This window comes from Ravibacter arvi, from assembly GCF_039540405.1.
In the GTDB taxonomy this organism is placed as follows: Bacteria; Bacteroidota; Bacteroidia; order Cytophagales; family Spirosomataceae; genus Ravibacter; species Ravibacter arvi.
The window spans coordinates 38,674-51,814 of sequence record NZ_BAABEY010000012.1 but is presented as its reverse complement, the minus strand read 5'-3'; the positions used below and the strand labels follow the sequence as shown (position 1 = coordinate 51,814).

12 protein-coding genes are annotated in these 13,141 nt (G+C 50.6%); 4 read left to right on the top strand and 8 right to left on the bottom strand.

What is annotated here, in order from left to right; all coding sequences use genetic code 11:
- Positions 1 to 15: 15 nt before the first annotated feature.
- From ABD852_RS06070 to ABD852_RS06045, 6 genes are all read right to left on the bottom strand, one after another.
- Complete coding sequence (locus tag ABD852_RS06070; protein ID WP_345027193.1) at positions 16 to 1,128, bottom strand: DUF4249 domain-containing protein; 1,113 nt, start codon at positions 1,126 to 1,128, stop codon at positions 16 to 18.
- An 11-nt stretch (positions 1,129 to 1,139) separates the two neighbouring features.
- Positions 1,140 to 3,911, bottom strand: coding sequence for a TonB-dependent receptor (locus ABD852_RS06065; protein ID WP_345027190.1), 2,772 nt, complete (start codon positions 3,909 to 3,911; stop codon positions 1,140 to 1,142).
- On the bottom strand, positions 3,908 to 4,654 hold the full coding sequence (locus tag ABD852_RS06060; protein ID WP_345027186.1) for a hypothetical protein: 747 nt from the start codon (positions 4,652 to 4,654) through the stop codon (positions 3,908 to 3,910). The genes ABD852_RS06065 and ABD852_RS06060 overlap by 4 nt, the downstream gene beginning before the upstream one ends.
- Positions 4,655 to 4,806: 152 nt before the next feature.
- Positions 4,807 to 5,139, bottom strand: a complete 333-nt coding sequence (locus ABD852_RS23050; RefSeq protein ID WP_425568773.1) for a T9SS type A sorting domain-containing protein — start codon at positions 5,137 to 5,139, stop codon at positions 4,807 to 4,809.
- The gene (locus ABD852_RS06050; protein ID WP_345027180.1) at positions 5,106 to 6,098 is read right to left on the bottom strand and encodes a hypothetical protein; all 993 of its coding nucleotides are present in this window, start codon (positions 6,096 to 6,098) and stop codon (positions 5,106 to 5,108) included. The genes ABD852_RS23050 and ABD852_RS06050 overlap by 34 nt, the downstream gene beginning before the upstream one ends.
- A gap of 123 nt (positions 6,099 to 6,221) precedes the next feature.
- Positions 6,222 to 6,674, bottom strand: a complete 453-nt coding sequence (locus ABD852_RS06045; RefSeq protein ID WP_345027178.1) for a peptidase associated/transthyretin-like domain-containing protein — start codon at positions 6,672 to 6,674, stop codon at positions 6,222 to 6,224.
- A gap of 366 nt (positions 6,675 to 7,040) precedes the next feature.
- On the opposite strand from ABD852_RS06045, the gene ABD852_RS06040 reads away from it, so the two are divergent.
- Genes ABD852_RS06040 through ABD852_RS06025 form a run of 4 tightly spaced genes read left to right on the top strand, consistent with a single transcriptional unit; the run spans position 7,041 to position 10,914 of the window.
- Positions 7,041 to 7,769 (top strand): DUF4290 domain-containing protein, encoded by a 729-nt coding sequence (locus ABD852_RS06040; protein ID WP_345027175.1) that lies wholly within the window; start codon positions 7,041 to 7,043, stop codon positions 7,767 to 7,769.
- A gap of 36 nt (positions 7,770 to 7,805) precedes the next feature.
- Positions 7,806 to 9,113, top strand: coding sequence for a UDP-N-acetylglucosamine 1-carboxyvinyltransferase (murA, locus tag ABD852_RS06035; protein WP_345027172.1), 1,308 nt, complete (start codon positions 7,806 to 7,808; stop codon positions 9,111 to 9,113).
- An 8-nt stretch (positions 9,114 to 9,121) separates the two neighbouring features.
- Positions 9,122 to 9,646, top strand: a complete 525-nt coding sequence (locus ABD852_RS06030) for a YdeI/OmpD-associated family protein (protein WP_345027169.1) — start codon at positions 9,122 to 9,124, stop codon at positions 9,644 to 9,646.
- A gap of 47 nt (positions 9,647 to 9,693) precedes the next feature.
- A complete protein-coding gene (locus ABD852_RS06025) occupies positions 9,694 to 10,914 on the top strand; it encodes an MFS transporter (RefSeq protein ID WP_345027165.1) in 1,221 nt (406 codons plus the stop codon).
- A 95-nt stretch (positions 10,915 to 11,009) separates the two neighbouring features.
- Here ABD852_RS06025 and ABD852_RS06020 read toward each other — a convergent pair whose 3' ends face one another.
- Positions 11,010 to 11,891 carry a 3-keto-disaccharide hydrolase gene (locus ABD852_RS06020; protein WP_345027162.1) on the bottom strand — a complete coding sequence of 294 codons (882 nt, stop codon included), beginning with the start codon at positions 11,889 to 11,891 and terminating at the stop codon, positions 11,010 to 11,012.
- A 23-nt stretch (positions 11,892 to 11,914) separates the two neighbouring features.
- The gene (locus tag ABD852_RS06015) at positions 11,915 to 12,982 is read right to left on the bottom strand and encodes a mannose-1-phosphate guanylyltransferase (RefSeq protein ID WP_345027159.1); all 1,068 of its coding nucleotides are present in this window, start codon (positions 12,980 to 12,982) and stop codon (positions 11,915 to 11,917) included.
- Between the last annotated feature and the right edge of the window lie 159 nt (positions 12,983 to 13,141).

Sequence of the window (13,141 nt, the reverse complement as noted above, 5' to 3'; positions counted from 1 at the left end):
TACCTTTGAGCACGATTAACGCCAGAAAGAGGGCCGGTTCAGGGTGCCGCCCTGGGTCCGGCAATCCAGGCAATTACCGGGTGCAACGATATATCTGCCGTCCGGGAAAGGTAACTGGTTCGAAATAAGCATGGTGGAGTTGAGGACGTCTCTCCCGCTCATAGTGTCCACGCCGAAACATACAGGCGATCTGCCAAGCGCCTCTGTGATAAAGATTCTTTCAGATTTGGTGACACCGCCGGTGAAATAGCCGAAAACTTTCTCCTTCGGATCGGTGACGCACGTGATGTTGCCGGATACCTGGCTTGGAAAAGGATCGAAGATACTTCCGTTGGTTTCGGTGTTGCGGGCAATTTCAGTCCAGTAGTCAAAGCCTTCACGCGATAGCGCCTGTTGCTTTACGTTAATGCTGTACTTCCAGTAAAGTTTGTTGGTACTGATAGGGATATATACAATCGGCTGGAAGCGGACCACGTCCTTCGACAGCGTAGCCGTAGTGAAAACGTTGATATTGGTGGCCCGGAAGTCGTCCCAGCATTTAAAAACACTGATCTCTCTCGGTACGATCTTTTTGTCTATCACTTCGAGCATGCTCACCATCGGCGCGGCATATTCCCAGGTTTCGTCATACGTCCATTTGTAAAAGAGGGTTTTTCCGGCGGGGTCATGCGTATGCGCATAGACCTGGACACCGTCATTGCCTTTTATTTCATAGGATATACTGTCGATATCGGGTGAAATAAGAAGGTGCTGCTCGCTGGATTCGTAGGTTTTCCCATCCCGTAATTTAATCGAAAGCCGGTATGGTTCGGCCCTGTTGAAATCGGCAGGCGGGAGGTAGTAAACTCCTGGTTGCACAGGATCAGGCAGAAATGTATACGCCTGGCCGGAGGCGCTGTGTACGGAGACCGATGCTGCTATTTCGGGCATAGGTTTGAAAGTTTCCTGAAGGCGCTGGGTCCTGGAAAGGGTAATCCAGCTGGTATCGGTCCCGTTGGCCTGTAAATACCCGTCGTAAACCAGGTAGCGGTCGCTGTTGTTCACCTCGGGTGGGTTGAACGGATCGATGCAGGCCGAAATACCGGCGAGGATTAAAAATATAGTCAGTAGGATAGGGTGTCTTTTCATGGCCTGCCGGTCTAGAAACGGAAGTTATAGGTAATCGACGGAACAGGTTTTCCGAATATTGAGAGCTGGTACCCCTGCACATTTCCCCTGTTGGTCTGGAAATAAACCGAAGACGGATTCCGGCGGCCCAGGAGATTATAGACGGCCAGCGTCCAGGAACTGTGTGCGAGCTTCCTGACCTTATGATTGCCCTCGATGTTGATGGAGACGTCCGTCCGGTAATAATCGGGTATCCGGTACTGGTTTCTTTCTGCATAGAACGTCCGCCAGGCGCCTTCGACAAGGTATTTGCCGATGGGTGGAGTATAGGGCCTCCCGGTACTATAGGTGAAATTCAACGAAAAATTGAGCCGGTGGGTGAGTTTGTAGTTGGCTGCTATTGTAACGTCATGTGGTTTGTCATAGTTTGCCGGGTAATAATTGCCGTTGTTGGGGGCGTCGGCCGACGCTCTGTCCACTGCCCTGAGAAGCGTTCTCGAATAGGTATAAGCTACCCATCCGTTTACCTTACCCGACATTTTTTTCGCCAGTAATTCAATTCCGTAGGCCTTCCCGTTGGTGACGACCGTGGCGGTCTCGATGTTGTGGTTGAGGATCAGGGAGTCGCCGCTTTTGAAGTCGAGGAAGTTCCGGATATCCTTGTAGTATGCCTCCGCCGACAGCTCAATCTTATTGTTGAGCAGGTTCCGGTACCATCCGAGTGAGAACTGGGAGCCTTTCTGCGGTTTCAGGTGAACGTCGCTGAGCTTCCAGACGTCAGTGGGTGAAACGGTCATGGTATTGGTCAGCAGGTGCAAATACTGGCGTGTGGTGGTGAAGCTGGCTTTAAGAGAGGTGCCTCCTGTCAGGACGTAGCGGAGCGATGCGCGGTACTCGGGCTGCAGGTAGGTCTGGATGTTTTCCCCTTTGTTGTACCGGACCGTTTCCTTCAGGTACCTTTTTTCGAGCGGGAAGCCTTCTACATACCGGGAGACACTTTTCGGGCCCAGGTAATTGAACATTGAGCCCCTCAAACCTACCGACAGCAACAGGCGGTCGGAAATTTCGCTGTGGCTTTCCAGGTAAACCGCGCTTTCCTGGGCCTGTTCCGGTTCCAGCCTGTTTTCCCGGACGAGCGAATTGGGTCCTATCGGAGACATACTGCCGGATTGTAGCTCGTACCGGATGGAGGAACCGCCGAAATGTAACTTCTGCCGTGTGGAAAGTTCATATTCAAAGTCTATTTTGGCGTTGTATTGTTTGATCCCGAAATCGATTCCAAACGCATTTTCCTGCACCCGCGTACTTTTCATGTCGTATTGATATTGGTTATGCGACAACGAAATACTCCCGAAAAGCCTTTTGGACAACATGCGTTTCCACTTAAAAGAAATCAGCTTGTTCTGGTAGGTATACAGGGTATCGCCAAGAAGTCTGAAGCGGTCGCCGCTGAGGTATCCGCTGAGGTACACGCTGTTTTTCTGGTCGACTTCGTGGCTGAGATGCACGTTTACGTCATAAAAAGAAGCGCTGCCGTTTCGGAAGCCCTGGTTTTCCAGCTTTTTAAGGAGCCAGTCGGAGTAGGTGGAGCGACCCGAGATCAGGAAAGAACTTTTGTCCTTGACAATAGGTCCTTCTATGGAAAGTTTGCCAGTAAGGAGGCCTATTCCACCGGCCCCTACCAGTCGCTTGCGGTTGCCGTCCCGGCTGTTGATTTCCAGTACCGACGACAGTCGTCCGCCATAGCGGGCGGGAATGGCGCTTTTGTAGAGTTCAACATCTTTCAGGATGTCCGGATTGAAAGAGGTAAAGAAACCAAAGAGGTGAGAGGGGTTATAGACGGGTACGTCGTTGAATGTGATAAGATTCTGATCGGCAGACCCGCCCCTTATATTGAGACCTACGCTGCTTTCCCCGACCGATTTTACACCCGGGACTGTCATGACGGTGCGCAGCAGATCGGCTTCCCCGAGCGCCGAAGGTATTTGCCTGATGGTTTTCATGCTGAGCTTGACCTGCCCCATCTGGCTGCTGGTCACATTGACGTCGGCGCCTGCTATGACAGCGACTTCGCGCAAGGCAATTACACTTTCTTTCATTTCGATGTCGAGTGTGCCGTTTCCATAGAGCTCTATCGTTCGATAAGTTTCCCGCATGCCGAAACTCTTGATTTTCAGTGTGTGGCGGCCTTTGGGCAGTGTAATGGAATAGTAGCCCATTGCATCGGCAATAGCACCTATGGAAGGTTTTTCAATAAAAACGGCTGCGCCTATCAGCGCTTCACCATTGCGGATATTCCTTATGTAGCCGGTGATAACGGCGTTTCCCGCGCTTTTCCGGTAGGTTTTCGTACCGATTTCATGCACCTTGCTTTCCGCGCCGGAAATCAGGCGCGTGGTTTCTTCGTTTTCCGGCGGTGCGTAGGCTACGACCGAATCCGGAGACTGGACGGACCTGTCGGCCGGTAAAAAGGTGATGACGGCAGCGGTTCGCGTAATAAAAACCCGGTTGGCAGGATCGATGGCGAACCGGAACGCCGAGTCCTGAAAGAGGGCGGCAAGGACCGTATGCAGGGGTTGGTTTTTTACCTGCATGGTTACCTGCAGGCTGTCGAAATCATCCGGCTCATAGTAAAAAGTGTAGCCCGTCTGCCGCTCGAGATCCTCAATGAATTGCGAGAAACCGAGATTGAGGAAGTCACCGGATACCAGGTCTTTCTTCGATTGCCCCGCTGCCTGGAAACTGTGCACGAGTAGCAGTACCCCGACGACTATCTTATATAAACTTTGTAAAGAAAAGGTCATAGGTGATGGCTGGGGTGGTCGATGATTTTTACAATTTCCCGAAGGTGTTGTTCGATATCTTCTTTGAAGGATGAGGAGCGATTGGTTCTGAAGTAGGAGCGGAGAAGTGCCTTGTGTTGCGGGAAATAGCGAAAGAGGTCTTTCTTTTTTTGTATTCTTACAAAATCCCGGCCGGGAGCGCTCATGTAAAAGGCGTCAACAGTAAGGAAAATGGCATAGAGTGTTTGATCTTCAGCTTTTTCAATCCGTTGTTTACTTCTTCGGCAGTATAGTTTGGTTTTTTCGTCGCTGATGATCTGGTAGAATCCTTTTTTCAGTTGGGGATGGTCAGCAATGCTTCTGAAGTAGTCGCCGTCAATGGTGAAATGCGCAATTTTAGCAGTATCCAGGCGGACGAGGTAGCCGTTGAAAGGCTGCTCAACGACCAGCTGCTTCAGGGAGGTATCGAAGTGCATATTAAGCGGACCGTAGTCTCTCCCGTCGTAATGAAGCGTGCCGGTCAGCAGGTTTCTCGACTTATAAAACTGATGGGTTTTAGCGGTGCGGTCATAGACATGGTAGCGCGGCCCGTTGAAGAGATATTGTGACAACGCAGTCGCCTTTTTGAACCGCTCAGCCGGTGGCAGCAGGGTGTCAGTTCTGTTGAGATGAGCGAAACCGGAGTCGGGGGCCGGCAAAAAAGAAAACGGAGGGGGCGCCGGCAGGCAATTCAATAGGAGATGGTAAAAAAGTGTTACAAGCATAGGTGGTTAAAGGGACGGGTCACATCGGAGTAGCGTGGCTACCCCTGATGATAGTGTAGGCGAATAATTCACTAAGTTAGTAAATTTGTTATATTAAAATAAGAAGGGTTGGCCAGGAACAGCCAACTCTCTTTTTCGATAACGATTTTTGCCTACCTGGCTACCACTATTTTCCTGGTTTCTATATCGGTTGAAGTTTTAAGTATCATCACGAAGACACCGGAGGCTTCGGCAGGCAGGTGAATGGTTTTTTGATGACGCCCTCTCCCGGAAACCGGCAAACTGTGCCAAATCCGACCGATTACATCTGTAACTGTCAGTGTAGCGGGACCGTTATCCGGAAGGTAGAAGCAGGCTTCAAAGCTCCCTGCATTCGGGTTAGGGGAAACAACAAGCTCTCTGTCCTTCGTTTCCGGGGCAAATGTCGCCTGGCCGATTCGCGCACTACTGTTTATGCTGAAATTGAGCGTAAGCGAGGTAACCAAAGTACTTCCACGCCAATAAACCCTCGAAGCTGGTGTGATCCTCCGGCCGGATTCGCGTCGAAATCTCTACCATGCAACCCGAACGGCCCACCGTCGCTATTGGCAACATTTTCATTCCAGCCTTCATTGGTTGCACCGGGTCTGTCCAACCTGAACTCGACTCTGTCATAATAGTTGGTACCGGAAGGATTGGTAACCTGTCCATTGTTGATCGCAATGAACCAGTTGGCCTGGGATCCGTTAAAACTGCTGAGTGGTATTGAGGCGTTCTCTGTGAGATCCATGATTTTGCTGCGTACGCCCGATGCCCCCGCACGCCATGCCGAAAATGTAATGCTAATCGGATTTGACGGAGGATCAACCGTAACCGTTACGCTTGCTGCGGAACTGGTACAGCCCCCCGTTGAGCAGGTTGCAGTATAGGTGGTAGTTGCGGAGGGGTTTACGCTTTTAGAGCTTCCGGTTCCGAGTCCGTGCGACCAGGTGATGGTACCGCCATTGCAGCCAGTTGCAGTTAAAGTTGAACTGTTCCCTTGTGAAATACTGACAGGACTGGCGGAAAGCGAAGGAGGAGAAGGAGGGTTACAAGAAACAATGGAAAAATTTACAGTCAGATTAACCAGTACGGAAGTTCCGTTGTAGACCTTTGCTCTTAATTGGTAGTTGCCGGTAGGAGCGGTGATGCCGCCGTCTCTTCCATAAAGTCCGAATGGCCCTCCATCACTATTGGCTACATCTTCGGGCCCCCAGCCTACATTTGAAATGTTCGGGCCGTCCATGTGTATTTCCACCTTGTCATAATATTTGGAAGCGGATGGATTGGTAACCTGGCCGTCAATAGTTATAAACCAGTTAGAGGGATTTCCACCAAGGCTGCTCTGGGCTATCTGTATGTTATTGGAAAGATCCTGGATCTTAAACCGAGTTCCCTGTGTTCCTGCCCGCCAGATAGAAAGCACAGCAGTTACATCCGGTGTTGTTGTTACCGTTAACGAAGCATTGGCTGTTTTATTGGCTGAATAAGCACCGGTAATAGCCCCAGAGACAGGAGGAATTTTCTTCGTTTCATGTTTGTAGAGTTTTTATGCTATAGTTTTTCTGAATTGAAGGTTGAAGGTTGTGGTCTTGCCATAATCGTTGAAATCAAGAGGGTATCCTGCTGCGTTGGAGAGTTGTATTTCCACTCCATTCCTGTTGATCATATAAAGCCCATAAGACTCTTCATCAAACGGTAAATCTTGGTTATGTCGGTAAAGTATCTCGACCATTCTTGTTTCCTTTGTGACCACATGCGACAAAATGTAGCCCCCATTTTGATCGGAATAACTTTCGGCTTCAAAAGTTTTAAGTGCGGATAAGCCTAGCGGTTTAATCCCCATCATAATCATCCTGATTCCCTCAACGGGTTGTCCCAGCTCGTCGGTAATTCTGCCTTTTATCGTGGTAGCTGCTTTGGGGTAAGGTCGCTTGCAGGAAGCAACCTGAATAAGCGTCGGTAATAGCCCCAGAGACAGGAGGAATTTTCTTCGTTTCATCGCTGATGAAAGTTCTAGTAGTATGGCGGAAGGGTTAAGTTTAGTATGGAAACTTTGGAATAGGATAAAGATACTGACAAATTACTTCACGTCATAAGGTATGGCTCATAATTTGGATAATATTTTCGCATTCTGCTGAATGGTCCTTCGGAAGGGAGTTTTTATGCCGGGTTACTGTTGTGTGCACTACGGGGCCGGAAAGCTGGATTTGCCTTGGTCGCGCGGAAGCGTGGCCGGCCTAAGGCAGAATACTCCGTGCGAAGGCGGGTAACAGCGGTATCCCGCCAATTCTTCCGCCGCATGTCCTCCTGGTAAAAAAAGCAAGAAATTCTTTTTAGTTTTGCATTTCGTATAAATATCACTTCTTTGAAAGAGTACGGCAGTAATGTTCAGAAATTGGCCGATCATATCAAAACGATAGCGGATCGGGACAAGCGTACGCTGTACGCGCATATCCTGGTAGAATTAATGCGGCAGATTCATCCTGCCATGAAAGACAACCAGGATTACACAAATAAACTGTGGGACGACCTCTACATTATTTCAGGCTTCGAGCTGGATGTGGATAGTCCTTACCCGGCGCCTTCCAAGGAGGCTTTGGGGAAAAAGCCTTTGGCGGTAGGTTATAACCAGCACGGGTTGTTGTACCGCCACTACGGGCGCAACCTGGAGTTGTTGGTAGAACGTGCCATAGAGACGGAGGATGCGGACGACCGCCTGGCCTTCGTGTCCTATATCTACCGCTTGATGCGTTCTTTCTACAGTACCTGGAACAAGGACAACGTGGAAGATACCGTTTTGTTTGAGCAGCTGGAGTTGCTTTCGAAAGGAAGGCTGGCTCGTGAGCTGACCTACATCAAGGAAAACGGCCCGATTGAAGCTTCCCCCAAAGACCGGAACAATGGTTCCGAAAGGCAACGCGGCGGTCAGATAACAGGCTACCAATCTCAAACCGGCAGCTATAATTTTGCCCCTGACCGTTACAATTCTACCTCCTACAATAGTGGCAACAGCCACGGGAACAACAATAACAACAATAACCGGCATCGGCAACACAATAAATTCAATAAAAACCGCAACCGGAAAGGCAAGTAGCCGCGATCGGTAACCGGGAATTCTTTCATTTCTATTATGGCGTCCTTCAAAATAACCGGGGGCAGGCGCTTGAGCGGCGATATCTATCCGCAGGGAGCAAAAAACGAAGCACTTCAGATTCTTTGTGCGGTTTTGCTCACCAGTGAGCCTGTTACCATACACAATATACCCGACATCAGGGATGTTAACCAGCTGATCGATCTGCTGGCTGATCTGGGCGTGGGCGTAGAGCGGTTGAGTGAATCTTCCGTGCGTTTTCAGGCCAATGGTGTTCAGCCGGAGTACCTCGAAACGGAAGTATTCAAACGCAAGGCCGCCGCTTTGCGCGGATCGGTGATGCTTTTGGGACCTATGCTGGGACGGTTCGGAAAGGGAAGCATTTCCCGTCCGGGTGGCGATAAAATCGGCCGCCGGCGACTGGATACCCATTTTCTGGGATTCGAAAAACTGGGCGCAACTTTTCACTATGATGATGCCGACGGCGGTTTCTTCCGGGTGGAGGCGGCGGAGCTGCACGGGGCCTACATGTTGCTTGATGAAGCTTCCGTTACCGGGACCGCAAACGTAGTAATGGCCGCCGTAATGGCCAAAGGCACTACCACGATTTACAACGCTGCCTGCGAACCTTACCTGCAGCAGCTCTGTAAAATGCTCAATCGCATGGGGGCACGCATTTCAGGAGTAGGGTCCAATTTGCTGACTATTGAGGGGGTAGACAAACTTCACGGAACGGAACATACCATGCTGCCCGATATGATAGAAATCGGCAGCTTCATCGGACTGGCAGCCATGACCCAGTCTGAAATAACAATCCGGAACTGCCAGGTGGCGGAACTCGGAATTATCCCGGATGTATTTCGCCGGCTTGGTATCAAGCTGGAAATCAGGGGTGATGATATTTACGTGCCGTCACAGGAAAAATACCGCATAGAAACTTTTATGGACGGTTCGTCCATGACGGTGGCGGATGCGCCCTGGCCGGGATTTACACCTGATTTGCTGAGTATTGTCCTTGTAACGGCCATACAGGCCCAGGGAACTGTGCTGATCCACCAGAAGATGTTCGAAAGCCGCCTGTTCTTTGTTGACAAATTGATCGACATGGGGGCCCAGATCATACTTTGTGACCCGCACCGCGCTACTGTAATCGGGCTGAACCGGGAATCTCAGTTGAGAGGAATCCGGATGACTTCGCCGGATATCCGGGCGGGGGTTGCCCTGCTGATCGCGGCACTTTCAGCGAAGGGCACCAGCATTATCGACAACATTGAACAAATAGACCGGGGGTACCAGCATATTGACAAGCGTCTGAATGCGATTGGAGCCCTCATAGAGCGTGTGTAGCGGTTATCTTGTTACAGGAAAACAAACCCACCGGCGCAGAGATTTTTTCGTTCCCGGCAGTCCTGGAGATTGTCGGGATCAATCCTTTTGTACAGGTTCCGCACCGAGTTCTGGAGGCAATTTTTAAGCGGGCAGGTAAAAACAAGGGGCCGGTTTCCGTTTTCGGAACAGTAAACGGACTGGCGTATTCCCAGACGCTTGTCAGGTTCAGAGGTATCTGGCGCCTGTACATCAATACCAAAATGCTGGCAGATTCCCCCCGCCGCATCGGGGAACGTATAGAGGTAACGATCGCTTTCAATCCCACCGTTGCGGAGGTGATTGCCCCGAAACCCTTTACCGATGCACTGGAAAATGATCCCGAGGCAAAGGCTGTTTTTGATGGCCTTTCACCCCACCTTAAAAAAGAGATCAACCGCTACCTGGCGCATCTGAAAACTGCTGAAAGCCTGAACCGCAACATTGTCCGGGCTTTGAATTTTCTGAAAGGAAAGGAACGTTTCGTCGGGCGTACGCTTCCCCACTCCGGTTAATCGCCCCACCCCTCATACCTCATACCTCACCCCTCATACCCCTTAAAATGTCCACCCCCAACGTTAGCCGGAAATTGCTTTTCAGCGCTCCCGTAGTGGTAGCCGCCCTGGGTTATTTTATCGACGTATACGACCTGCTGCTTTTTAACATTGTGCGTGTGCCAAGCCTGAAAGCACTCGGCTATTCGGATGCCGATGTTTCGGAATTCGGCGCGTATGTCTACAATTGGCAGCAGGCAGGCCTGCTGCTGGGCGGCTTTTTATGGGGAGTGCTCGGTGACAGGCTGGGGAGAAGGTCGGTGTTATTTGCTTCAATTCTCACCTATTCCCTGGCCAACATCGCCTGCGGATTCGTAGGTTCTGTTGAATCATACAGCTTGTTGCGGTTCATTGCCGGCATCGGTCTGGCCGGCGAGCTTGGGGCGGGTATCACGCTCATTTCGGAAATTCTGCCCCGTGAAATCCGTGGACTCGGAGCTGCGCTGGTAGCCGGTGTCGGGTTGGCCGGCACCATAGTGGCCTATTTCGCCGTTAAAATGACGGATTGGCGTATGGCTTATTTTATCGGCGGCGGAATGGGGATCGGGTTGCTCGGCCTTCGCCTGAATGTATTGGAATCCCATTTGTTTTCCAGGACCTCCGGACAAAAACGGGGGCAATGGTGGACTTTAATTACGAGGCGCGACCGTTTGTTCAGGTACCTGCGCTGCATGGGAATTGCGCTTCCTACCTATCTGGTAATAGGGATCTATGCGACATTCGGTAACGAAATCGCAGATGCGCTTGGTATCACCGGTGTTGTAGCGGCTACCTGTGTGCTTTATACCTATATCGGGATTGTAAGCGGCGATATTTTCAGCGGGGTGCTGAGCCAATGGCTCGGATCAAGGCGAAAGGCGATCGGGTACATGCTGCTGGCAACTTTGCTGATAACGCTGGTGCTGCTTTCGGGTTGGCTGCAGACCGCCGCACAACTGTATTTCTGTTATACCCTGCTCGGTTTTTCGATAGGTTATATTGCCATGTTTCTCACCACTACGGCGGAGCAATTCGGAACGAACCTGAGGGCAACCGTTACCACTTCCGTGGCCAACAATGTACGGGCAACGGTTCTTGTCACCCTGCCGGCATTCCAGTTTTTGAAGCCATTTACCGGAACCTTGTCTGCGGCAGCCCTGGTGGGTGCATTTTGCTTCCTGCTGGCCTTTGTTTCACTTTTCGCTATGGAAGAAACCTTCGGAAAAAACCTTGATTTTGAGGAGGAGTAACATGGCAGAAGTCAGAGTTCGGAAGTCGGAAGTCGGAAATCGGTCCGGCAGCATCCGACCTCCGATCTCCGATCTCCGATTTCCGATTTCCGATCTCACTTTTTCTTCCGATACACACAGGTGGAGTTGTCCGAATGCACGTAATATGACTTGTAGTTTTTGGCTTTGGGATCTGTGCAGCCTTCGAGGTTCAGTATTTCAACTTTCCTGAACTCTACGGGATGGCTTTCGCTCTGGAGTGAAATGGTGCCGCGGGAAAGCAGTTTCCCGTCGACCAGCAGGCCGGGTTGCTGTCCGCTCACAGATCCGCCTCCCATCTGCGGTTTTTCGTATTCGAGTACTTTTTCCCCGTTGGCAAAATGGCGGATCAGCGAATCTCCGAGTACCAAAACCTCGGCTGTTACCCACTGGTCGCCGGCATAGGTTTGGGAAGTTGAGTTGATGCAATGTTTGGTTTCAAGCTTGCCGTCAATGACTACGTTGGTTCCCGGGGTGCAAAGGTTGCAGGTAGTCCTCGGCTGCTTTCCGTTGCCGCCCAGGAACTGCACCTCGATAGAAACCGGGAAGTCCTGGTCTTTCCCCATCGAGGCTGCGCTCTGCCCGTGCACCATAACGCCGCTGTTCCGCCAGGCCCAGCCCTCTCCCTGGGGTGCCTGTTCGCCTACAAAGCGGTACTCGATCCTGAGTTTGTAATAGGCGTACTCCTTTTTGTAAAAAATATGGCCATACTGCTGTTTGAAAGCGTCGTATTCGTCGTAACGAACCACCATCTTGCCGTCTTCTACCCGAAAAGTATTCAGGTAGTTGTCATTGAGCTCACGGCCACGGATCTTGATTTCCCAGCCATCCAGGTTTTTCCCGTTAAACATCGATTCCCAGGCTTCCGGTGTTTGCTTTTGCTGGGCAACGGCACCAAAAGATACCAGGGATAGTACGGCTGCGAGGGCCTGTGCGAGCACTTTTTTTGAAACGGACATATGAATGGAAGTATGGGGGGTTACTATACAAACTTGTTATCGACGTATTTTGCTTCCGCGACGAATTCTTTTACCTTTTGCTCATCGTCTTTTTTGCAGATAAGCAATACGCCGTCATATTCGGCAACAATAAAGCCCTCCAGCCCGTTGATGACAACCAGCTTGTCCTGGGGCGTTTTGATGATGCAGTTTTTGGTATCATGCAACAGCAGCGTGCCGGTGGTTACATTCTCGTTGCTGTCCTTTTCGGATACTTCGTACAGCGATTTCCAGGTGCCGAGATCCGACCAGCCGAAATCACTGAGAATGACATATACATTATCAGCTTTCTCCATAATGCCGTTGTCTATGGAAATGTTTTTGCATTGTGCATAGGCACGCGTCAGAAACATACTTTCGGAGTCGGTGTAGTAAAACTCGTTTCCTTCTTCGAAAAGATCATAGGTGTCGGGCATCGTCTTTTTCAACGCAGCTTTGAAAGTGCTGGCGCTCCAGATGAAGATGCCGGCATTCCACACAAATTCGCCGCTTTCAATGAATTGGATCGCGAGGTCGAGATGCGGTTTTTCAGTGAAGGTTTTAACTTTCTTCACCATTTTTTTGTCGGGAACGTACTGGATATAGCCGTATCCGGTGTCAGGCCGGTTAGGCTGGATGCCCAGGGTCACCAGGATACTCTCCATGCGGGTAGCGCCGAGGCCGATCCGGATCGTATCCTGGAAGATGTCTTCCTGCAGGATAATATGATCCGCGGGAGCTACTACGATGTTGGCGTCAGGGTTTTTTGAAGCGATTTTGAAACATGCATAGGCTACGCAAGGCGCGGTATTCCGCCTGCTGGGTTCCAGGAGTATCTGGTCCGGGCCGAGAAAAGGGAGCTGCTCGGTCACCAGCTCTTTGTATTCCGCGCTTGTGACAACGTAGATATTGGTTTCCGGGCAAATTTGCTGGAATCTTCCCGCAGTTTGCTGAAGAAGTGTTTTCCCGGTTCCAAGCACATCATGAAACTGTTTCGGGAAATTGGTGCGGCTGAAAGGCCAAAAGCGGGTGCCTACGCCTCCCGCCATTATCACTACAAAGGTATTATTCATTTCAAACTGGTTACATGCCCGTTACTTCCTTATTTTTCATCTGTCAAAAAGTTATGAGCCCCGGCGGCAGACCGACTATTCATCGGCCGGTTTGTGTGTCGTTAAAACCTTACGGCTCATGGCTATTTCCTCTTCGGTTACAAAGCTATTTCGGTTTGT